This is a genomic window from Halorhabdus rudnickae (assembly GCF_900880625.1).
Lineage (GTDB): Archaea > Halobacteriota > Halobacteria > Halobacteriales > Haloarculaceae > Halorhabdus > Halorhabdus rudnickae.
Genome location: NZ_CAAHFB010000006.1, coordinates 52,784 through 74,992, shown reverse-complemented (window position 1 = coordinate 74,992; position 22,209 = coordinate 52,784). Strand labels below are relative to the sequence as shown.

General features: G+C 63.5%; 21 protein-coding genes. 8 read left to right on the top strand and 13 right to left on the bottom strand.

All coding sequences use genetic code 11. The features are described 5' to 3' along the window. A complete protein-coding gene (locus BN2694_RS15245; protein WP_135667138.1) occupies window positions 1–666 on the top strand; it encodes a class I SAM-dependent methyltransferase in 666 nt (221 codons plus the stop codon). A 56-nt stretch (window positions 667–722) separates the two neighbouring features. Here the strand turns inward: BN2694_RS15245 and BN2694_RS15240 are convergent, their stop codons facing one another. The 7 genes from BN2694_RS15240 to BN2694_RS15210 all read right to left on the bottom strand — a co-directional run bounded on the left by BN2694_RS15240 (window position 723) and on the right by BN2694_RS15210 (window position 6,089). Then, the gene (locus tag BN2694_RS15240; protein WP_135667136.1) at window positions 723–1,490 is read right to left on the bottom strand and encodes a DUF7001 family protein; all 768 of its coding nucleotides are present in this window, start codon (window positions 1,488–1,490) and stop codon (window positions 723–725) included. Between the two features lie 125 nt (window positions 1,491–1,615). After that, window positions 1,616–2,545 (bottom strand): sulfide-dependent adenosine diphosphate thiazole synthase, encoded by a 930-nt coding sequence (locus tag BN2694_RS15235; RefSeq protein ID WP_135667134.1) that lies wholly within the window; start codon window positions 2,543–2,545, stop codon window positions 1,616–1,618. Window positions 2,546–2,646: 101 nt separating this feature from the next. Further along, a complete protein-coding gene (locus BN2694_RS15230; protein WP_210409012.1) occupies window positions 2,647–3,267 on the bottom strand; it encodes a trimeric intracellular cation channel family protein in 621 nt (206 codons plus the stop codon). A 111-nt stretch (window positions 3,268–3,378) separates the two neighbouring features. Continuing rightward, complete coding sequence (locus BN2694_RS15225) at window positions 3,379–3,612, bottom strand: hypothetical protein (RefSeq protein ID WP_135667130.1); 234 nt, start codon at window positions 3,610–3,612, stop codon at window positions 3,379–3,381. Between the two features lie 71 nt (window positions 3,613–3,683). Next, a complete protein-coding gene (locus tag BN2694_RS15220; RefSeq protein ID WP_135667128.1) occupies window positions 3,684–4,334 on the bottom strand; it encodes a chemotaxis protein CheC in 651 nt (216 codons plus the stop codon). A gap of 73 nt (window positions 4,335–4,407) precedes the next feature. Next, window positions 4,408–5,169: a 4-phosphopantoate--beta-alanine ligase gene (locus tag BN2694_RS15215; protein ID WP_135667126.1), complete on the bottom strand. Its 762-nt coding sequence runs from the start codon at window positions 5,167–5,169 to the stop codon at window positions 4,408–4,410. Between the two features lie 35 nt (window positions 5,170–5,204). Continuing rightward, entirely contained in the window at window positions 5,205–6,089 is an 885-nt protein-coding gene (locus BN2694_RS15210) for a pantoate kinase (protein ID WP_135667124.1), read from the bottom strand. Between the two features lie 93 nt (window positions 6,090–6,182). Between BN2694_RS15210 and BN2694_RS15205 the strand changes: the two genes are divergently transcribed. After that, window positions 6,183–6,617 carry a hypothetical protein gene (locus BN2694_RS15205; RefSeq protein WP_135667122.1) on the top strand — a complete coding sequence of 145 codons (435 nt, stop codon included), beginning with the start codon at window positions 6,183–6,185 and terminating at the stop codon, window positions 6,615–6,617. 46 nt (window positions 6,618–6,663) lie between these two features. Continuing rightward, window positions 6,664–6,858, top strand: coding sequence for a hypothetical protein (locus BN2694_RS15200; protein ID WP_135667120.1), 195 nt, complete (start codon window positions 6,664–6,666; stop codon window positions 6,856–6,858). Window positions 6,859–6,929: 71 nt separating this feature from the next. Here the strand turns inward: BN2694_RS15200 and aspS are convergent, their stop codons facing one another. Continuing rightward, entirely contained in the window at window positions 6,930–8,234 is a 1,305-nt protein-coding gene (aspS, locus tag BN2694_RS15195) for an aspartate--tRNA(Asn) ligase (RefSeq protein ID WP_135667118.1), read from the bottom strand. Between the two features lie 133 nt (window positions 8,235–8,367). Here aspS and BN2694_RS15190 point away from each other — a divergent pair, with 133 nt between their 5' ends. The 3 genes from BN2694_RS15190 to BN2694_RS15180 all read left to right on the top strand — a co-directional run bounded on the left by BN2694_RS15190 (window position 8,368) and on the right by BN2694_RS15180 (window position 11,756). Then, a complete protein-coding gene (locus BN2694_RS15190) occupies window positions 8,368–8,835 on the top strand; it encodes an Lrp/AsnC family transcriptional regulator (RefSeq protein ID WP_135667116.1) in 468 nt (155 codons plus the stop codon). A 323-nt stretch (window positions 8,836–9,158) separates the two neighbouring features. Beyond that, window positions 9,159–9,569 (top strand): NAD-binding protein, encoded by a 411-nt coding sequence (locus BN2694_RS15185; protein WP_135667114.1) that lies wholly within the window; start codon window positions 9,159–9,161, stop codon window positions 9,567–9,569. A gap of 6 nt (window positions 9,570–9,575) precedes the next feature. Next, window positions 9,576–11,756 carry an amino acid permease gene (locus BN2694_RS15180; RefSeq protein ID WP_135667112.1) on the top strand — a complete coding sequence of 727 codons (2,181 nt, stop codon included), beginning with the start codon at window positions 9,576–9,578 and terminating at the stop codon, window positions 11,754–11,756. Window positions 11,757–11,794: 38 nt separating this feature from the next. On the opposite strand, the gene BN2694_RS15175 is transcribed toward BN2694_RS15180, so the two are convergent. Next, on the bottom strand, window positions 11,795–14,281 hold the full coding sequence (locus BN2694_RS15175; protein ID WP_135667110.1) for a DNA topoisomerase I: 2,487 nt from the start codon (window positions 14,279–14,281) through the stop codon (window positions 11,795–11,797). Window positions 14,282–14,710: 429 nt separating this feature from the next. On the opposite strand from BN2694_RS15175, the gene BN2694_RS15170 reads away from it, so the two are divergent. Then, on the top strand, window positions 14,711–15,310 hold the full coding sequence (locus BN2694_RS15170) for a DUF5789 family protein (RefSeq protein WP_135667108.1): 600 nt from the start codon (window positions 14,711–14,713) through the stop codon (window positions 15,308–15,310). Window positions 15,311–15,312: 2 nt separating this feature from the next. On the opposite strand, the gene BN2694_RS15165 is transcribed toward BN2694_RS15170, so the two are convergent. From BN2694_RS15165 to BN2694_RS15150, 4 genes are all read right to left on the bottom strand, one after another. Then, window positions 15,313–18,042, bottom strand: a complete 2,730-nt coding sequence (locus BN2694_RS15165) for a cation-translocating P-type ATPase (protein ID WP_135667105.1) — start codon at window positions 18,040–18,042, stop codon at window positions 15,313–15,315. 346 nt (window positions 18,043–18,388) lie between these two features. Next, window positions 18,389–18,586 (bottom strand): HVO_2922 family protein, encoded by a 198-nt coding sequence (locus BN2694_RS15160; protein WP_135667102.1) that lies wholly within the window; start codon window positions 18,584–18,586, stop codon window positions 18,389–18,391. 115 nt (window positions 18,587–18,701) lie between these two features. Continuing rightward, window positions 18,702–20,189, bottom strand: a complete 1,488-nt coding sequence (gene gatB / locus BN2694_RS15155) for an Asp-tRNA(Asn)/Glu-tRNA(Gln) amidotransferase subunit GatB (protein WP_135667100.1) — start codon at window positions 20,187–20,189, stop codon at window positions 18,702–18,704. A gap of 167 nt (window positions 20,190–20,356) precedes the next feature. Beyond that, window positions 20,357–21,733 (bottom strand): ATP-binding response regulator, encoded by a 1,377-nt coding sequence (locus BN2694_RS15150; RefSeq protein WP_135667098.1) that lies wholly within the window; start codon window positions 21,731–21,733, stop codon window positions 20,357–20,359. A gap of 174 nt (window positions 21,734–21,907) precedes the next feature. Between BN2694_RS15150 and BN2694_RS15145 the strand changes: the two genes are divergently transcribed. Then, entirely contained in the window at window positions 21,908–22,186 is a 279-nt protein-coding gene (locus BN2694_RS15145; protein WP_135667096.1) for a DUF7518 family protein, read from the top strand. Window positions 22,187–22,209 lie beyond the last annotated feature (23 nt).

Genomic DNA, 22,209 nt, shown 5'->3' with positions numbered 1-22,209 from the left:
ATGACTGATACCGGTCCGGTCCAGCGGTTCTACGATCGCTGGGCGGGCCCATACGATCTACTGGCGAGTGCGCCGCCTGTCCACGAGTGGCGCCGCCGCGGTATTGCTGCCCTCGATCTCGCGGCCGGCGAGACGGTCGTCGAGATGGGGTGTGGGACGGGTGTGAACCTGCCGTTGCTCCGTGAACGCGTCGGAGCTTCGGGACAGGTGATCGGACTCGACCTGGCGCCGGGGATGCTCGATCGCGCCCGCGACCGGATCGAACGTTGCGGTTGGAAGAATGTCTCTCTGGTTCGTGGCGACGCCGTGGAGTCGCCGATCGATGCCGATGTTGACGCCGTCTTCGCGTCGTTCGTCGTGGGGATGTTCGCCGACCCTGCGGGGGTGATCGAAACGTGGACGGAGCTTCTGTCGTCGGACGGCCGGATCGCATTGCTGGACGCCGCACCCTCTGATCGCCGGATCGCCCGTCCCTCGAACGTACTCTTTCGAGGCTTCACTCGCTGGTCCGCACCGTCGAGTCGGACGGCAGCCGCGTCGCCCGCCGTCCGTCTGGGCGAACGCGTCAAGACTGCCCACAGCCGGGTCGCCACGCTAACGTCCGAGAACCGACGGGAAACCTTTGGACTGGGATACCTGCGACTCGTGGCCGGCACGTGCTCGTGATCGTGCCTGGCAGCCGTGATCGTACCTGGCAGTATTGTTGGGCGTGTGTCGTCCGATCACTCCTGGCGATACAGTTCCGCGTGTCGGTCACAGAAGGGTGGATCGCGGAGCTGTGCCTCGATGACGCCCGGCTGGCGGTGTGGATTCGAGAGCCGACAGTCAGGCTCGTCACAGAACTCCTCGCCGGTCTTGAGGTAGTGGTAGGCCTGGAGGGCGTACCCGCACAGCGCCTCGGTCGTTCGGGGGTCGTCCGCGACCAGGAACTCGCCGTCGACTTCGTTTTCGAGAACCTCACGCGGGGGCGCATCCCCTGAGAGCATGGCGTGTTTCTGCTGTTGTTTGTAGTACTGCTCGGGTTTGGCTGGGGCTTCGTAGACGCCGGGAACGGACACGAGGGCGGGCTGTCCGAGGACGTTCACGCGCTTGTGCCAGCGCCCGTCGTGGTCGCCCCAGGTACCCACGACGCGGTCGAGCAAGGGGACGTGCAGGTGATCGAGACCGCACTCCTCGGTGGGCACTCGATCGTGGAGGGCACGCTGGACGGCCAGCCCGTCGTAGATGACGCCGCCCGCCCGCTCGGGACGTTCGAGCGCTCGCTCCTCGTAGCGAACGATCCCGAGCATCGTGTTGCCGGTCTCGGGAGCGTCGGGATCGAGTACCCGCGCCTCGGCGAAGTCCTCGGGAAGGGCCTCGTCGCCGAATTGCGAGAGGAACCGATCCCGGACGGCGACGGTCGCGTCGACGCGTCTGTCCAGCCACTCGGCGATCACGTCGGCGTCCGCCGGCGTCGTCGGCGCGCGATAGAGCGTGATCCGCTCGACCATGATTAGAATATGGTACCACCGGGTAAAGCGCCTTGTGGTACCGTGTTCGGTCACGTCCTGCTGGCACGAAGTTCGACCCCGATCAGTCACAGTCTGCGGCATGCGACCCGACGATGGAACGGTGGTCAGTCGTCAGCGGGTACCCGCGTCGTCATGTCGACGGGTTCGGCATCCACGCCGAGTTCGTCGAGTGCGATCTGTGCGCCGCGTTTGCCCGACAGGAGCATGGCACCGAAGGTCGGTCCCATCCGCGGGAGGCCATAGGTCGTCGCCGTCGCCATGCCAGTCGCGATGAGGCCGTCGTGGACGAGGCCCGTGTGCTCGACGACGGCGTCCTCGCTCTCGCCGACCCACATCGAGTCGTGGCCTGGCGAGTCGTGACCGGGCGCGCCATAGGAGTCGTCGCCTGTGTTGTCCATGCCGGCGTTGGTCTTCGAATCCTCGATGCCGGGCGCGTTCAGGACGCCCCGCTCGTCGAGTTTCTTGACAGCCATCGCGTCGTGGCCGGTCGCGTCGATCACGAGGTCTGCCTCGACGGCGATCGGGTCGACGCAGGTGATCTCCCGGGGCAGGGCGTGGACTGGCGTCCAGTTCATGACGATGCCGCCGACGCGATGATCCTCGCGGATCACGATGTCGGTGAACTCCGTCATGTTCTGCATCTTCGCGCCGGCGTCACAGGCGGCCTTGATCAGTCCTGAACAGGCCTCGGGGCCGTTGGCCACGTACAGTCCCTCACTGTCTTGTGACTGTTTGAAGTCGACGTTCAGATCTTCGAGCACCTGCTGTGCTGGATCCCGGACGGTGACCTTGTTCATGAGGAACCCGCCGAGCCAGAACCCGCCACCGAGGTAGTTGTTCTTCTCGACGACCATCGTCTGGATGCCCCGCTCGGCGAGTTCCTTGCTCGCCATCAGCCCTGATGGGCCGCCACCGACGATGATCACGTCGCTGTCGGAGAAGTTCATGAACTCCTCGGTCCATTCTTGGCCGATCGCACGTGTTACCTCTGCCTCGCCGACGTCACTGAACTGACTGAACTCTGAGCCGCTCATATCACTAGGTGGTACCACTGGATGAATAAAGTAGGTTTCGATGACGGAAACGTCTCTGAATACTCTTTTCGAACCGGTACCAGCGACGGCAGAGAACTCGTCTACTCGCCGACTCGCTTCTGTGCGAGGCCGAGCATTTGCGCCGTCGGAAGTTCCCAGCCGTAGTTGACCGCGAGCAGGCGCGTCCCGACGACCATCGCGGCACAGCCGGCGGCGGTGAGACTGGCCGACGTGTCCAGTACCGTCAGCAGCCAGTAGGTAGTCCCGCCCAGCACCGCACAGCTCGCGTAGAAGTCATCGAAGAGGATGAACGGCGACCGATCCAGCAACACGTCGGCGTAGGCTCCGCCGCCGGCGGCGTTGATGGTCGCAACCGTGACGATGCCGAATGCGTTGACACCCGCCTCGGTCGCGACGATCGCTCCCGCGGTGGCGAACGCTGCCAGGCCCACGGCGTCGGCGACGAGCGTGATCGGATGTTCGTCCGGCGATTCGAGTAGGACGCTCAGTCCCAGAGCCAACGTGACTCCAAGGACGCCCAGTCCCATCTCGCCGAGGTTCTGGAGAGCCAGGGGCGTCCGCCCGACGAGGACGTCCCGCGTTGTACCGCCGCCGAAGGCCGTCACCAACCCGACCACGCCGATGCCGAAGACGTCGAACTCTTCGCGAATACCTTTGGCCGCGCCGACCAGGGCGAACGCGACGAGGCCGACGGTGTTCATCACTGCGAAGGGGTCAAGCAGCGTGGCATCGAGGAGTTCGCCGAGCACTGACTACGCCCAGGGAGGCGGCCCCATTGAAGGCTCCGTTTCGGACGCTGACGGTCGCACTCGTCAGTAGCTGTGGCGTTTACCGTGGAAGTAGATCGCCTGCTGGTCTTCGCCGAGTGTCTCGCCTGTTTCGACGTCTTCGCCGGCGGTACACCGTCGGCGGTACTTCCGGAAGAACGAGAGTGGCGTCCCCGGGTAAAGGTCACTCCACTGGTCGCCGCGGGCGACGACAATCCGCCGATCGTATGGCTCGCCACAGATGGGACAGGTTTCCGAACCGCTTCGAGCGGAGGGCATTCGGGACCGGCTATGTTACGTACCGGACCCGATTGTCGGTTTCGAATCGTTTTACTTGCGCTACATGTACGTCATGCGTTGTCAGCGATGTCAGAGGAGGGGGCCGTGTCCTCGCCGACGACCGTCGAGATGTCGATGTTCTGGATGAGATCGACGAGTTCGACCAGCCGCGGGAAGGTGTAAATTGTCAGCGCGATGTCGCCCTCGCTCGCAGTGAGTTGTGAGTCGATCACGAACGCGATGTCCTCGTCGGGCCACCCGCCCATCTTGTCGACGATCCCGTCCGCCGGTCCGTAGGCGAACGAGGGCGTGGACATGCCGACCGTCGTGTCCAAGACGTTCGCCCAGCCGTCGATGTATCCGCTGGTCATGATGTTGCCGACCTCTTGGATCGCCGAGCGCTCCATGTCATTGAACCCCTCGCTCTCGTCGTCGCCTGCATCGCCGACGAGTAGCCCTGCCAGTTGTTTGGCTTCCTCCGGGCCGAGCATGAACAGGACGTACCCGTGGGGCGGTTCGGTGAGTTCGACGTAGATGCCCACCCGCTTTCCGTCACCCATGTGTGTCCGGACGTCCTCGATGTCGAGAAAGTTGATCTTCGAGACGGCGATCTCGGTCTCGACGCCGGCCATCTGATCGAGGTGGTCCGAGACCGTCTCGGAACCCTCTCTGGCTATCTTGTTGAAAAGGTCCAGTTTCCGCACGTCGACTTCGAGACTCATACGCCCCATTCCGGACGCGTCTACCTAAACACACCGGCTCTCGCGTCGATACCGGTGACTGGCAGGTCGGACGCTATTGCCCACCGATATTGACGTCGCCGCCCCTGATCGCTCGCTCGGCGGCCGCGAGTGTTTCGTTCGGGTCGAACTCGTCGACGATCGCTCGGAGTTCGGTCTCCGAGTGTCCCTGTAATTCGCGGGCGTAGGCTGTGACGTTCGGGACCGCCCGAATCACGTTGTCGACGATCGGAACGGCAGCCACCTGTGCCGACCGCGAGAGCGGGTTCAGATCGACGACGATCTCGGTCTTGCCTATCTCGCCCAGCGCCTCGGCGCGATCGCCGTCCTCCAGCGGGACCACGACTACGTCGGCGTCGCCGATCCCGTCGGCGTCCACTTTCGCACGCTCGTGGTCGATCCCCGGGATTCGTCCGTCGGCAGTCAGTCCCTTCACTTCACTGGCGCCATGCTCGTGGAGGTGCTCGGCGATCGCTTCGATCCGCTCTTCGGTCCGGTTGAACAGGTTCACCTCCAGGTCTGCGCCCGTCACCTCGGCGAGTTCGACGATTTCCTCGGGGACCAGTGCCGCGACGTTACCGTTCACCGAGAGGACGGGATGATCGGCCAGCAGGAGGTGGGCGGCCGCGGCCTGTTCGGCCCTCTCAGCGCTCTCGGTCGTTTGCTCGCCAAGTAAGTAATCGAAGGCTTCGCCGCGACCCTGGGCGATCAGACCCTGCTGACTGGTAATGCCCTTCTCGACGCCTTCTTCGATGCGGTGGCGAGTCAACAGCGACTCGTAGCGTGGGTGACTCTCCGGAACGTCCACGTCACTCATGGGTCCCGCTCGGGGTTCGCCGCTAAAAAACGTCGCTACTGCTCGCCCCCGTCCGGACCGTCAAGCTGTTTGCCCTGGCCTTCGCCGGCCTCGACCTCCAGTGTCGCACCGGTCGGATCGACCCGACAGACGTTGGGATCGTATCCGGCCTCGGAGAGGCCGGTGTCCAGCGCGAACACGGTCTCGCCGAGCATCGCCATCGAGGCCTCGCCGTTGGCTGCGGTCACGTCTTCGATCACGTTCCGGACCTCGGCGGTCAGCAGGTCAGCCTCGCGGGCGAACCGCCGTGAAGCGTACATGAACTGCTCGACTGTCGGTTCGCTCACCACCCGGGAGAGTGCATCGCCACCCGCCGCCGAGAGCCGGTCGGTGTCGCCACCGATCACGTCCGCCGTATCCAGCTCGTCGAGCGTGAGATACTCGACCGGCGGCCGAGCCGGGATCCCGTCTAGCTCGTTCGTCTGTGGCCCGCCGGCTTCCAGTCGAAGCACCATTCCCCCGCGGGCCTGTGCGACGACGTCTCCCAGTCCGGTCCCGGCTTGAACCTCCGCGCCGTGGGCAATCGTGACGAGTTCGCTCGTCGAGAGTTCGCTCTCGAAGACAGCGTTCGCCCCGAGCGCCGTTCCCAGTGCCATCGCACCCGAGACGCCGAAGCCGGACCCGAGCGGCAGGTCGGTCTCGCCGATCACCGTCGCCTCGACGCCGAGCGCCTCGAGTACCCGATCGACGGCCTCGATCTCGACGCCGATGTCTTCTAAGACGACCGTCGTCTCCTCGGCCGGCCGGACCGTCACCCGAACGCCGTCAGTGAGCGTCAGACCGCCGCCACGGGACCCCGTCGTCGTCGGGTCGTCGGTCCGTTCGACGGTGAAAAAGCCCGTGACGTGGCCCGGGACGAACGCCGTCGCCTCGCCAGTCATCGCGCTGACTTGCGGGCCCACCCGGTAGAATCCTTCGGGATGCGTCCGGGTCGTCGCCAGATTGTGTGTTTACGTTGTTGTCGTTCGGATACAATGCCGTCAGTCAGTGTTTGGTTGCCCGACGAGCAAAGGGCAGAGCTTGAATCCGTCGCGGACCTGTTGGCGGAGGATCGCAGTACGACCATCCGAAACGGCCTCTCGGACCTGCGGATCCGCGTCGGCGTCGAGCAGGCAGTGGTCGAAAGCCGTCTGTTGGAGACGCTTTTGGACGCGATAGTCGACGACCGAGCAGACGAGTCGCTGGACGCCGATCCGACGATCGGACTCGTGATAGACGATCGTCACTTGCGGACGATCGCTGATGGACTGGGCGCGACGGTGACCGAGACGTTCGGGACAGTGATCCGGGCCGCCAGCGAGGACAAATATCTCAAGATGACCCAGGCCAAACGGATCGTCCGCCGGATCGACAGTCATGGCCTGCACCTGACGGGCGAACTCCGCGCGCAGGCGATCGGCGATCTGTGACGGAAGGCACACAGACAAAACGTCTTCGTCAGGGACTCAACCGCTGGTGATCCTGCGAGACGGAAACGTCTCGCTGGCTCCCAACGTCTTCGTCAAGGACTCAGACGTTGGCGATCCCGCGGGAACAGGGCGATGCCAGGCATTGGTTGCAGTCGGCGCGGAGCGCCGACGACGCCGGAAGACGTCCCTGCTCGCCTCGCTCCGCTCGGCTGTGCGAGAGGTCGGCTTTGCCGACCTCTAGGAACGTGGCCGGCGCAGCCGGCCACGCGGGCTGTGACTTCTGAGCTCCCGCTCGTCAGGGACGGCTTCGCCCTACGGGCTCAGCCGTTGCCTGTCTCGCGGGAACAGCACTGCTTCGCGGATGTTTTCCAGGCCGAGCATCGTCATGACGAGGCGCTCGCCGCCAAGCCCCCAGCCGGCGTGGGGCGGCATGCCGTACTTGAACATCTTGGTGTAGTATTCGAAGGCCGACGGGTCCAGGCCCTGCTGTTCGAAGCCCTCGACGAGGTGGTCGTGGCGGTGTTCACGCTGGCCGCCGGAGACGAGTTCCATCGAGGGGTGCATCATGTCGAAACCCGTCGAGAGTTCGGGGTCGTCGTCGTGGTCTTTGATGTAGAAGGGCTTGATCTCGCTGGGCCAGTCGGTGATGAAGTAGTGCTCGCCGACGTCCTGGCCGAGGGCGTGTTCGGCCTCCGTCGAGAGATCGTCGCCCCAGACGAGTACGTCGTCGAGTTCGCCTGTCGCGTTGACCCGCTCGATGGCCTCCTCGTAAGTGAGTCGCGGGAAGTCGCCCTCGGGGACCGTGAACTCCTCGTCGAGGCCGAGGAGCTCGAGTTCTTCTGCACAGTTCTGTGCGACGCCCTCGTAGGCGGCTTTCACGACCGTCTCGCAGGCGTCCATCGCCTCGGTGTGGTCGTAGAACGCGGACTCGAAGTCGATCGAGGTGGCCTCGTTGAGGTGCCGGGGCGTGTTGTGCTCCTCGGCGCGGAAGATCGGGCCGATCTCGAAGACCCGTTCCAGGCCGGAACCGACCATCAGCTGCTTGAACAGCTGGGGGCTCTGGTTCATGAACGCCTCCTGACCGAAGTACGTGATCGGGAACAGCTCTGTCCCGCCTTCGGTCCCGGTCGCGACGATCTTGGGCGTGTTGATCTCCGTGGCATCCAGGCTGCGGAAGGCCTCCCGCACCGAGCGCAGGACTTCCGCGCGGATCTCGAAGATTGCCTTTATCTCGGGCTTGCGCAGGTCCAACGTTCGGTTGTCCAGCCGCGTCGGGAGTTCGGCGTCGACCTTCCCGGAGGGGTCGAGTGGCAGTTCGGGATCTGCAGGGGCGATCACCTCGATGTCGTCGGGCGAGATCTCGACGCCCGTTGGCGCGCGTTCCTCTTCTTCGACGTCACCCTCGACCCGGAGGACACTCTCGCGGTGGACGTCCAAGGCCGTCTCGACGAGGTCCTCTGCGAGGTTGTCCTTCTCGATTTTGACCTGGATTTTCCCGGTCGTGTCCCGGAGAATCAGGAAGGCGATCCCGCCGAGGTCCCGGATCTCGTGGACCCAGCCCGCGACGGTTGCAGTGTCACCCGGCTCGGCGTCAGCAGCGTACGTTCGATCGTGCATGTGCCAGAGCATTTTCGGGCCGGGGATTAAACTCCACGTATTCTCGCTCCCGGTCGGTCGCCATTCGATCAGGGGGTTCCATTCGCTTCCGATGACCACAACGTTTCTGTTCCGGGTCCCGAAACGGTCCCCAATGGCCGCTCACGAACTCGACGACCTCGACAGGGCGATCCTCTATGCGCTCCAGGACGACGCGCGCAAGATTTCGACGAGCACGATCGCCAAGCGCATGGATGTCGCGCCAAGTACCGTCCGGACCCGGATCAGCTGTCTCGAGGAAGACGGCGTCATCGCGGGCTATCACGCCGAGGTCGATTACGAGAGCACGGGATTGCAGTTACACACGCTGATCATCTGTACCGCACCCGTCCCCGACCGTGAGGAACTCGCTGAAGAGGCCCAGGAGGTCGACGGTGTCGTCGCCGTTCGCGAGGTGATGACCGGCGTCGGAAACATCCACATCGAGGCTGTTGGCCTGGACGGTGACGACCTGAGCCGGATCGGCCGCGAACTCGATGAGATCGGTCTCACTATCGAGGACGAGGACATCATCCGTAACGAATACGAGACGCCGTTCAAAGGGTTCGCCGTCGAAGACTAGCCGGTCGATCGCTCTCTGCTGACTGTTCTCGTCACAGTGTCGTGACCACGGACATCGGGCGATCGGTGCGAGCGGGGTCTCCGGAACTGCCCGGAAGTCGATTCCGGAGCTAGCTGTATATTGTCCTCTCCAAACAGATATTGGGAGTGAAACGGATACATTTGCCAGTATATTTTGACGGTGCGTCAATATAGACGACTAGTTTATGACGCTCCGTGAATTATAGTCGGATGTATGGAACACTACGATTCGGCTGTCGCGTCCAATCGCGGAACTGTATCGCTTATCGAACCGTCGGGCCTGCCAGGAGCGTGCTCGCCAGGATGACCGAAACAGCAGCGGAACCGAGTGAGGTCATCGTCGTCGGCACGACGAGCGATGTCAGAGTGCTGGCCGAAGAACTCGCCGAGTCACGACCCGTCGCCTTCGTCACGGATCGTCGGAAGCAACACCGACTGGCCGACCGGGCCGGACTTTCGACGCACGTAACGTCGCTCGATGCCGGTCTTGGCGACGAGAAACTGTCGGGTGACGTTGCGATCGTCGCGACCGATCGGGATTCGACGAACCTGCTCATCGCTCAGCACTTCCGCGTCGGCCACGACGTCGATACCGTCATCGTTCGCGTCAACGACGCGGCCAGAGAAGGTGCCTTTGAGGGAATTGCGACGGAAACAATCACTCCAGTCGATCTGTACGACCGGACCGTACAGGAGACGCTGGAGATCCGCTAATTCACGATGCCGAAAGAACTCGAACGGGATCTCGGATTACTCTCCGTACTGGCGATAAGTATCGGCGCGATGGTCGGCAGTGGCATCTTTATCCTGCCGGCGCTCGCACTGAAAATGGCCGGCCCGGCGGTGGTGCTGGCGTACATTCTGGCCGCGCTGGTTGTTCTTCCGGCCGCTCTCAGCAAGGCCGAGATGGCGACTGCGATGCCGGAGGCAGGCGGAACGTACCTTTACATCGAACGCGGGATGGGGCCGCTACTGGGAACGATCGCGGGCATCGGAACCTGGTTCGCCCTCTCGTTTAAGGGTGCCTTGGCACTCGTTGGTGGCGTCCCGTACCTGCTGTTATACTTCGAGTTGCCGATAAAGCCGGTTGCACTTGCCCTCGCGGCGGTACTCATCCTCGTGAACCTCCTCGGGGCCAAACAAACCGGTCGCCTACAGGTCATCATCGTCGGGATCATGCTCGCAGCGATGGCCTGGTTCGTCGGTGGAAGCCTCGGATCGGTCCAGGGCGCCTCCTTCGAGGGGTTCCTGGGATCGGGAGCCGGCGGTATTCTCGAGGCGACCGGGTTCGTCTTCGTCTCCTATGCGGGAGTGACGAAGATCGCGAGCGTCGCTGAGGAGATCGAGGATCCTGATCGGATCATTCCTCGGGGGATGATCTGGTCGCTTGGCTTCACCACGCTGCTGTACGTGCTCGTCGTGGCGGTGATCGTCGGCGTCGATCCGGCGGGGATCGTCGGATCGAACACGCCCGTGGCCGACGTGGCCGAAGCGACCATGTCCACGCCCGGCGTCATTGCGGTGGTCCTCGCCGCGATCTTCGCATTGATCAGTACAGCAAACGCCGGATTACTCTCCTCCTCGCGATACCCCTTCGCGATGAGCCGAGACGACCTCGCGCCGCCGACGTTCGCCAAAGTCAGCGAGCGGTTTGGAACGCCGATCACGGCCATCACGCTGACCGGCCTAGTCATGCTAGCGCTGATCGCGTTCGTCCCGATCATGGACATCGCCAAACTCGCGAGCGCGTTCCAGATCCTCGTGTTCGTCCTGATCAACGTGGCACTGGTCGCGTTCCGGGAGAGCGACATCGCTTACGACCCCAGTTACGAGTCGCCGCTGTACCCCTGGCTGCAGGGCTTCGGCGTCCTGGGTGGTCTCGTCTTGCTCACCCAGATGGGGCTGATCCCGTTCGTCGGTGCGATCGCGATCATCGTCGGCAGCGTCGGCTGGTACTTCGCGTACGCCCATCGCAACGTCGCCCGCGAAGGCGCACTCACTGACGCGATCCGGCGTGGCATCGACCGCCGGGCCGTCGAGGAAACCCGATCGGTCTGTCACGACGCCGACGAGTCGGATGTCCTCGTGGCCCTCACCGAGGATACCACGGCGGCCGCCGAGGAACGGCTACTTGACGTGGCGATCCCGGTCGCTCGCGCCCGGAACGGGAGTGTTACCGTCGTCCAGTTCGATCAGGTGCCCGACCAGACGCCGCTGTCGTACGCCGAGTCGACGCTCTCGGAGGCTGATCAGGTGTTCGAGGAACGGACGGCTGCGCTCGCAGAGAACGCAGGTGTCCCCGTCGAGTACGGGGAGATCGTCAGTCACGATGTCGATCGGACGGTGGCGAACGTCGCCGACCTCCACGGTTACGATCTGGTCGTCGTCGACGAAACCGGCCCAACCTTCACCGAGAAACTTTCGGACGTGATCATGGGCCCGAGTCGCTCGTTCGACGTGCTGGGCGTCGATGCCGAGAGTCTGGACGGGATCGATCGCATCGCCCTGGTCGACGATGGCGGGCCGTTCGATCCCGAGAAGGTACGAATCGCGAACCTGCTCGCGACAGCCCGTGACGCGACGATCGAACTCGTCCATGGGGTCACACCGGATGCGACGCAGGAGCGGCGTGATTCAGTCGACGAATACCACGCCGAGATGGCCGATCTCTGTTCGGTCCCGACCGAATCGGCGATCGTCGAGAGCGACGACGACGCGGCCGCACTCGTCCGTGCGACCGAGGATGCCGATGTTGTGGTCGTTGCGGACACCGGGAGTGCGGTCCTTCGTGATGGTCCCGGCGTCGACATCGCGAAACGTGGCAACGCCCTCGTGTTACACCCGGGAAGCGACGGACAGCCCGGACTGATCGGACGGCTCATCCAGCGCGTCGTCTACTGATCGACACGAAAAAAGCAAGTCGACCCGGTCGGCCGGTGTCAGGCCGACAACTCGGTCTGCCACTCTCGGATTCGATCGGCGCTGATGCCCTGGACGTTCCCGGCGACAGCGTCCGGATCCACCTCTTCGAGATCCTCGGGTGCTTCGACGCCTGCGTCCTCGAGCTTCTCGGCCGTCGCCGGGCCGATCCCGTCGAGGTCCTCCAGATCTTCGACGGCGTTGCGGGCCTGGAACTCCTCGTAGTTGCAGATGGGACACCCCAGTTCCCAGGGTTCGTCGTCACCGTCGTCGTGGACCTCGATGTGTGGCAGGTCGTGCTCCTCGCAGGTCTCGTCGGTCACGACAATTTCCCCTCGGCGGGGCAACGGCAGCGAGTACTCACAGTCGGGATAGCGCGTACAGCCCACCAGCCGCGATCCCGATCGAAGGTGCTTGATCGCGAGTTCGCCGTCGTGACTGTTGCCACACTTGGGACAGTCGCCGATCACACGGTCCTCGCTCTCGTCGGCTTCCTCGGCCTTGCAGCGCGGACAGCCGTGGACGAACGTGTCCCGGCCAGCCAGCATCTTGACGTGCCGGAGGTCGTGTTCCTCGCAGCTCTCGTCCATCACCTGTGGCTCGCCGCTACTCGGTAGCGGGAGCGTGAACCGACACTCCGGGAAGCCGTCACAGCCGACGAAGTACGAGCCCTGGCGACTACGTCGGATCAGCAGGTCCTCGCCGCACTCCGGACAGGGGCCGAGCGTTCGGTCGGCCTTCAGTGATTCCTGGAGGAACTCGCCGATCTCTTCGCGGGACGCGCGCAACTCCTCGAAGATCTCGCCAAGCATCTCTCGGGATTCCTCGGTCACGTTCTCCAAGGTCGCCTCACCCTCGGCGATGGCGGTCATGTCCGCCTCGAGCTGGGCGGTCATCTCCTCGCTGACGATGTGGTCGGCGTACTCCTCGGCGGCTGTGACGACCGCTTCGGCGAGTTTCGTGGGCCGGGGCGGATCGTTCTCGACATATCCCCGGTCGTAGAGCTTTTCGACGATGTTGTGTCGCGTGGCTTTCGTCCCGATCCCCATCTCCTCCATGTGCTGGATGAGCCGCGACTGGCCGTAGCGGCGTGGCGGCTGGGTCTGCTTGGCTTCGAGTTCGACGTCCTCGATCGACAGTTCCTCGCCCTCGCTGACCTCTGGAACGACGGTCTCACCCGCCGACGAGTAGGGATAGACCGCATGGTATCCCTCTTCGAGCAGCCGCTTGCCATTGGCCTTCAGCGACCGCCCCGAAGCTTCCGCGACGACTCGCAGATGCGCCCAGGTCGCCGGCTCGGCAACGGTCGCGAAAAATCGGCGAACGACGAGTTCGTAGACCTCCCAGGCGTCCGCGCCGATGTCATCACGGTCGGGGAGTTCGCCGGTCGGGTGGATCGGCGGGTGGTCGGTCGATTCAGTTTCCCCACGGGTTGGCTCGATCTCGTCCTGGGCGAGCAGGGACTCCGCGTCGTCGCCGAACTCATAACTACCTTCGAAGGCACCCAATAGTTCCCCAGGGTCGAGATCGTCGGGGTAGACGGTGTTGTCCGTCCGCGGGTAGGTGAGATACCCGTCAGTGTAGAGTTCTTCGGCCAGCGACATGGCGCGCTGGGCAGAGTAGCCCAGAGAACTCGCCGCCGAAATGAAGGCGGTCGTATTGAACGGCGCGGGCGGATCGTCGGTTCGCGTCCGTCGTCGGACTTCGGTAACAGTTGCTGTCCCGGACTCACGAAGATCGGCGTAGGCTGCATCGGCCGCATTTTCCGCCCAGATACGCTCGGCCTCGCTGCCGTCGTCGTCGTAGAAGTACTGAGCTTCGAACCCCTGGCCGTTCTTGGCGAGATCGGTGACGATCTCCCAGTAATCGTCGGGATCGAAGGCCTCGATCTCGCGTTCGCGGTCGACGATCAGCTTCAGCGTCGGGCTCTGGACCCGGCCGACCGAGATGAAGTCGTTGCCGAGTTGCTTGGCCGAAAGCGAAAGGAAGCGCGTCAGTGCTGCCCCCCAGATCAGGTCGACGATCTGGCGGGCTTGTCCTGCTGCCGCGAGATCGAAGTCGATTTCGTCGGGGTTCTCGAAGGCCTCTCGGACTTCCCGTTCGGTGATCGATGAGAAGCGCACGCGCTCGACCGGGGCGTCGGTCTCCTCGCGGATCAACTCGTAGGCCTCCTTGCCGATGAGTTCGCCCTCGCGGTCGTAGTCGGTCGCGATGACGACCTCGTCGGATTTCCGGGCGAGACTGCGAAGCGTCGCGACGATGTTTTCCCGCGTTGGCATCGTGACGATGTCGGCGTCGATCAACTCGGCAGGTTCGACGTCACGCCACTCCGAGTACTCCGGCGGGAAGTCGACGCCGACGACGTGCCCCGAGAGGCCGACGACGAGCTGGCCCCCCCATCGATAGACGTTGACGCCGTTGGTCCGTTCGGCGCTCGCCGAGTCCCCACTGAGGATCTCGGCGATCCGCCGGGCGGCGTTGTCCTTCTCGGTGACGATCAGCCGCATCTACGATCACCACCGATCGGTAGCTGGCTCATTATCCCTCGCTACGCGCAGAACGTCTCATATGTCTTTCGGCGCGAAAATCGCAAGACGTGAGTGGGACAAGGCGCGCACGTGTTGCACGCTCGCGCCCGTGACGTACACCCGATTGCAGCAGCCGGTGAACCGCATGCTTCTCGGAGTTATCCACCAGTATCGTCGATCTTTGCTCCGCGCCGAATGGTCTCTCTCTGTGTTCCCTGGCGATCGGATCGACACCGTCGTCGAGTGGTTTCGTCCGCTCGTGGGCTGTCTCCTCAATCAGCATGTCCGTCCGCTCGATGATCTCGTTGGGTTCGTCGTTCATATCCCGCTGATTCTGTCAAACATATGTCTAGTCTTACGTTTTATTTGAGCAATAGGTCTATGAGTCTTGGGACCGAACCTCGGGGAATGGCAGACGACAAACAAGGCCGAGACAAACAGGCCCACGACGCCGAGCGACGACAGCGCGAGCGCGAACTCGAGACGGAACTCCAGCGGCGTGACGAACCGGAGCCGCCGATTCCAGCGACCGAACTCGGCGAACTGGAAGACGCCCTCGAAACGCTATCGTACCCGACGACCGCAGCCGACGTGGTCGAGACGGTCGGTGACCGGCAGATCGAGTCGCCGGATGGCACGTTTCGGCTCGAGGAACTACTCCCCGACACTGACGCCGAAACCCTCGACTCACCTGCCGCAGTCAGCGTCCAGGTTCAGCGGCCCACCGTCGCGGCCGCGATGAAACGGATCATCGAAGCGAGCGACGACCTGCAGGACGCCGACTTCGGCGGGTCCCGCCGTGACGCCTACCGGAAGACCCTGCAGGCGCTCGCGGCGATCGAGGCAGATGATGACGACGAGGGGATCGATGTCATCACCGAGTGGATCGTCGATCGCATCGACGAGACAGGGAAACTCCCCGGATCACGGGAGGTGCGGCGTGAGGCCGCGAGATTCTGTCGGTCGAACGGCTACGAGGTTCGGGTCGACGAGTGGCTAGGGATCTGAGATCAGCTCGGGGACCGACCTTCGGTCCTGCCGTGGGAGTTGTCGAGTCGATCGAGACCCAACACTAGCGCCGTTCCGAGGATGGTGAACGCCCCGATCGCCACGGCCATCCACAGCCAGTGGGTCCAGCCCAGCGCCACCACGTCGAAGAACGAATTCACAGGCGTATACAGCACGCCCAGGTGCAGGACGATCGAACTGGCGAGCGCGCCGACGAGCCACGTGTTCGAGAACAGCGATAGCCCGTACGGCCATCGCAGGATCTGGGCCTGGATGATCTCCCCGATGACGATGAAGGTGAACAGCAGCGTCTGGGCGACGACGAGATCGCCACTCACCGAGAGTCCATGGAAGAACAGCGGTAAGCCAATCCCGGCGTAGATGAGACCGAACGCCAGGATCAAGAGGAGGCTGTGGCGATTGATCACCGGTTCGTCCGCGCCCCGTGGCGGTCGCTCCATGATCCCGTCTGTCTTGGGGTCGACGCCAAGCGCCAGGGCTGGGAGGCCATCGGTCACGAGGTTGATCCACAGCAACATGACGGGCGTCAGAATTAGCGCCTGGGACTGGCTGGCGAACTGATCGGGAAACAGCGTACTCCCGATCAACACGCCGAAGAACACCGCCAGCACTTCGCCGGCGTTGGCAGACAAAAGGAAGTTGACGAATTTTCGGATGTTGTCGAAGACACCACGCCCCTCGGCGACGGCGTCTCGTATCGACGCGAAGTTGTCGTCGAGCAACACCATGTCGCTGGACTGCTGGGCGACGTCGGTCCCGCGTTCGCCCATCGAAACGCCGACGTCGGCCCGCTTCAGGGCGGGCGCGTCGTTGACGCCGTCGCCGGTCATCGCGACGTTGTGCCCGTGGGAAAGGACTGCTTCGAGGACGCGGACCTTCTGATCGGGGGCCATCCGCGCGAATATCTCGACATCCTCGACGGCATCGGACAGTTCCTCCTCGGAGAGGGCCTCGACTTCTGATCCCGTCATCGCGCCCGCGGGATCGAACCCGACTTGCTCGCCGATCGCGGTCGCAGTCTCGCGGTTGTCGCCGGTGGCCATGATCACGTCGATCCCGGCACGCCGACAATCTGCGACGGCGTCGGGGACCTCCTCGCGGGCGGGGTCGATCATCCCCTGCAAGCCCAGAAAGACCATGCCGTCCTCGATCTCGTCGTCGTCGGCTTCGGGATCGACGCCTGACTGCTCGGCGAATCCGAGAACGCGAAGCGCATCGATCGCGAATGACTGGTTCCGGTCGAGGATCGCCTGGCGGCGCTCGTCGGTGAGTTCGACGACCTCGCCACCGTCGCGGATCCGGTCACACCGTTCGAGGACGACCTCAGGTGCACCCTTCATGTACGCCGCTCCGTCGCCGGTCACGACGGTCATCCGCTTGCGCGCCGAGGAGAAGGGAACCTCACGAACGCGCTCGACGGTCGGTTCGATGCCGGCTTTCTCCGCGGAGACCTTGAGCGCGACCTCCGTCGGGTCGCCGAAGAAGGGGTCGTCCTCGTCCGGTGGGGCGCGCTCGGCGTTGTTACAGATCGTGCCACACCGGAGGATCGGTTCGAGCGGATCGGGTTCGATTTCCTCGTCGTCGTGTTCGAACTCGCCGGTCGGGGTCGTTCCCGTCCCGGTCACGTCGTACTCGTGTCCGTTCGTGTAGATCCGCCGGACGGTCATCTCGTCTTCGGTCAGCGTCCCGGTCTTGTCCGTCAGGATGACGTCGACCGACCCCAGACTCTCGACGACCGGCAGCCGACGGACGAGGGCGTTCTTACTGAGCAATCGCCGGGAGCCAAGCGCGAGCGTCAGGGTCACGACGGCTGGCAGTCCCTCGGGGACGGCGGCGACGGCGAGCGTGATCGCGACCAGCAGCGTCGAGATCGGGCCGGCACCGGTAAACAGCAACTGGATGATCCCGACGAAGACGATGATCGCCATGATCCCGAGGCCGATCGTGCGGCCGAGTTGATCGACTTCCTTCTGGAACGGCGTCTGGGTGTCCTCGGTCTCGCTGAGTTGCTCGGCGATCGCGCCGACCTCGGTGTCCATCCCGGTCTCGGTCACGACTGCTCGTCCCCGCCCACGGACGGCCGAGGTGTTCATGTACACCATCCCAGTGCGTTCGGCGATCGGCGCGTCCGCCTCGACGGGGCCGCTGTCCTTTCTGACCGTGGCGCTCTCGCCGGTCAGCGCCGACTCGTCGGTTTCGAGACTGGCCGTTTCGACGAGTCGCGCGTCGGCGGGGATCGCGTCACCGCCTTCGATGACGATCACGTCGCCCGGCACCACGTCCGTGGAGTCGACAACGTGACGCTCGCCCTCCCTGATGACTGTCGCGTCGGGCGTCGAGAGGTCTTTCAGTGCTTCGATGGATTTCTCGGCCTGGTAGTCCTGAACGAACCCGAAGATCCCGTTGGCCAGCAGTATGAGTGCGATCAGCGCCGCGTCGACGTACTCGGGTTCGTGACCGGGCAGCAACCCGACGGCCAGCGAGATCAGCGCGGCGAAGATCAGCAGGTAAATCAGGACGTCCCGGAACTGATCGACGAAGATCGCGAGCGGCGAGATCTCCTCGTCGTCGCGGATCTCGTTGGGGCCATACTCTTCGAGGCGACGACTGGCTTCCGCCTCGCTGAGGCCGTCCGGACCGGAGTCCATCGCCTCGAAGACGTCCTCGACGGGGCGACTGTGCCAGGGCATCTCCGTACGTTGCTCACTCATCGTCCTCTCAGGTCCGCCCGCGGCGGTTCACGGGCCTGGGTGGCTGTTGACTAGCTGCCGGGCGCTGAGGTATCGACGAAACAACTCGACTCGGAAAGTGGCGGTTCTCTGTCACGTCCATTGACAATCGTTCCCAGCAACGACGGACAGGGTAATAAATCACATATTTCGTCTGAGGAGTCCAAATTCGGGCGTATTAGTCCTTCTTCGGACCGGGGTCCAGTATCGTCGGCGTATCGCAAAATCGTACGTTTCTGGCTGTGAGCGTCCGGATACCGGCCGCGATAGCCGTATTCTGGTGGAAACGCGCTCGGGCGGGAAGGTCACTGCTCGCCCGCGATCAGATTTATTGACCGCCCGAGGTATCGACGACGGGCGCGTCCCCGGCGACGCGCTTGACGCTCTCGATCCCGCGTCTGGCCCCCTGTTTCGAGACGTATCCTTCGGCGCCATCGGCGATGATCTCGCCGTTGGCCGCGACGAGCCGCCAGCGCCATTCGTCGGCTGCATCCACGAACAGCTCGAAGCGTGGTTCGGCAGGCATGGTCTAGCGGGTGTACGCACTAACAGTCCGTAAGATTGGGGGAGAACGATGGTTTCCGCGTCCCGGAGTCACGTCTCGAACAGTCTCTCGGCCTCCCAAACCCGTCGCCACTGGTTCAGTCTTCGAGTTCCTCCCGCAATAGCTGATTGACGTCCCCGGGGTCGGCCGAGCCCCCGGTCTTTTGCATCACCTGGCCGACGAGGAAGTTGATCGCGCCGCCCTCCCCGTCGTGGTAGTCTTCGACTGCGTCGGGGTTCTCGTCGATGGCTTCCTCGACAGCGCCCTGGAGTTCGTCGCCCCCGGTCTTGCCAAGGCCCTCCCGGTCGACGATCGTATCCGGAGCCTCGCCGTCGTCGAGCATTCCCCGCAGGACCGTTTCGCGGGCGTTCTTGGCGGTGATCTCCTCGCTCGCGACGAGTTCGACGAGGCGCTCGATCTCGTCGAGACGGTCCGCGACGTCGGTGATTGCCATGTCGCGGTAGTTGAGTTCGCCCAGGAGTTCGTCGGCGACCCAGGTCGCCACGAGGTCGGGATCGAACTCGGCGGCCAGGTCCTCGTAGAAGTCCGCGACCTGCTTGGTCGTGGTGAGCTTCGAGGCAGCCTCCTCGTTGAGGCCGTACTCCTCGCCGAAGCGCTCGCGTCGAGCGTCGGGCAGCTCCGGGATCGACAGCTCTTCTTTCCAGTGACTGACCTCCAGGGGCGGCAGATCGGCTTCCCGGAAGTACCGGTAGTCCTTCTCCTCTTCCTTCGAGCGCATCGAGACCGTGATGCCCCGTGACTCGTCCCAGTGGCGGGTCTCTTGCTCGACTTCTCGGCCGCGCTGGACGGCGTTCTTCTGGCGCTGGGCCTCGTAGGCCAGTGCCTTCTCTGCGCCCTTGTGACTGGAGATGTTCTTGACCTCCGTCCGGTTGGCCTCGGTGAGCACCTCGTCGCTGATCTCCCCATCCTCGTCTACGTCCGCGGCGTCGACCAACGAGAGGTTGGCGTCGATACGGAGCGACCCGTCCCGCGTCGCGTCGAAGACACCCAGGTACTCTAAGACTTCCTCCAGCTTGGCGAGGAAGGCCCGGACTTCAGTGGCGTCCCGGAAGTCTGGCTCGGTAACGACCTCCATCAGGGGGACGCCAGCACGGTTGTAGTCCACCAGCGTGTAGTCGGCCGTGTCGATGTTGCCGCCGGCGTGCTGGAGGCTTCCCGGGTCCTCTTCGAGGTGGGCACGTTCGATCCCGACTGTGCGGCGATCACTTTCGACGGTGAATTCCAACTTGCCGTCCGCACAGATCGGCGCGTCGTACTGGCTGATCTGGAAGTTCTTCGGTAGGTCGGGATAGTAGTAATTTTTCCGGTGGAAGTGAGTCTGTTCGGGAATGTCGGCGTCGATGGCCTTCCCCACTCTGACGGCGGCCTCGACGGCACCTTCGTTGAGTACCGGCAGCGATCCAGGAAGGCCGAGACACACCGGGCAGGTGTGCGTGTTGGGCTCGGCTTCGGCGAGGTCTGTCGAGCAGCCACAGAAGATCTTCGTGTCGGTTTCGAGCTGGACGTGGACTTCCAGCCCGATCACGACCGCGAGATCCCGTTGCTGGGTGGCTTGGGCAGTCATTGCCCGCGGTTGGCCCCCCCGCGGCTAAAGGCTAACGACCCGGGCGGCCGGGAGACGGCTTCGGAACCGATCCGGCGAAGAACCAGCTCAGGGATTCAATTCCGGCGTCCACGACGTGTTCGTGGCGGCGATCTATCGGCTGACCCAAACTCGATCCGACAGCCGCTTCACTCGATGAATGTAACGTCGGAGAACACGAATCGCGTCCCGCTGTCGTCCCCGTCCGCGATATCGACGCCCCACTCGTGTGCGGACGCAATCTGTTTGACGATGGACAGGCCGATACCGGTTCCGTCATCTGCTGTCGAATATCCGAGCTCGAACACTTCTTCCCGACGTTCGTTCGGAATACCGGGGCCGTCGTCTTCGACGGAGAATCCGTTGCTGTTGGTAGCAACCTGAACCGTCACGTCATCGCCGCCGTGACAAACAGCGTTGCTGAATAGGTTTTCCAGTAGCTCTTGGAGCCGACTTGGATCCGCCTCGATCGTCCCTCCATCGCCGATCTCGATCCGCGCAGCACCCGTCTTGACGTTTGCCCAGGCCTCCTCGGCGACACGTTCGAGTTCGACCGCGTCGGGCTGGTGTGCGGCCTCGCCCTGTCGTGCAAGGGTTAAGACGTCGTCGATCAGTCGGTCCATCCGCGCCAGTGCGCGGTTCATCCTGTCGAGAGCGTCCCTGTCTCTACATTCTTCGGCGAGCAGTTGTGCGGATCCCCGTGCCACTTCGAGCGGGTTCCTGAGATCGTGGCTGATCACGCTGGCGAACGTTTCCAGTCGTTCGTTTTGGCGCTGTAGCTCCCGTTCGCGTTCCTTGCGTTGGGTTATATCCCGCGAGATGAGTTGAAACGTGTCGCGGTCGCTGTCGAAATCGACCGGGACGAAGATGTTGTGGAAGTGCTTGCCCTCGAAAACGTCCTCGGTCCGTTCGGGTTCGGTGTCGTTGATGACGGCCCGTCCCGTTGCGAGACGCTCCTCACCGACATCGCCGAACAACTCGGGGAGGGTACTGCCGATGACGGCTTCACGCGCGGAGCCGACGTCCGCTGCAAGCGCCGGATTCGCCGTGAGTATCGTCCCGTCGCTGGCTACATGTGCGATCCCATCCGGCGATGTCGAGACCAGGAGTTCGTACTTCTGTTGGGCGCGGTTCTCGCTGACGACGCTCCGGATCCGCTTTGCGAGCCGACCGTACTCCTCGTCTTCGACGACCTCGAGTTTCAGGAAGTAGTCGTCGACTCCGGACGCGATCGCCTCGCTCGCGACCTCTTCGTCTCCGCGACCGGTCAGCAAGACGAACGGGGTCTCTTCTCCGAGGGTCTCCCTGACGGCTTCGAGAAACTTGAGACCGTTCCGCTCGGGCATCTCGTAATCGGAGACGATACAGTCGACCTGCTCGTCTTCCAGGAACTCGATCCCCTCCTGTGCGCTCGTCCGGGCGAACGTCTCGAATCCGTGTTCGGTCGCCAAGGTATCGGCAGTCATCTCGGCGAAGAACTCGCTGTCATCGACGACGAGAACGTGGATCGGCCCACGCTCCATCATAGTCGACGCCTCTCCTCCAGGCACATATCTATTCAAAATCTTTGTGGGCCGTATAAAAGTTGTTTCCCGCTCGGTCTGTCGTGGTGCGCCGTTCGTGATTGTTGCCCGAAACGTATCAGAAACGATGTGAATGTCTGACGTAGGTTTAAGCGGACGGAGGCAGGTGGTTGTTCTATGAGCGGCAATCGCGTCGAGGAACTGGAATCGAAAGTCAAGGATCTAGAAGCGACCGTCGAGGGGCTCACCGACGAACTCGTCGAGTGCAAGGTACGACTGCGCGAACTCGAGAACGCAGTCGACGCCGACATCGGTTTCGAGGATCCGGTCGACCTCGAACGGGACGCCGGGGCTGAGAAACGCGATCCCGAGTCGGGGCCAGCCGAAGCCGATAAGTCCCAGGAGGACGACCTCCCCGAGGACGCCGAGACCGAATCGGACATCATCATCGCCTGAGGTCCACCGGGTGCCCGGATCGA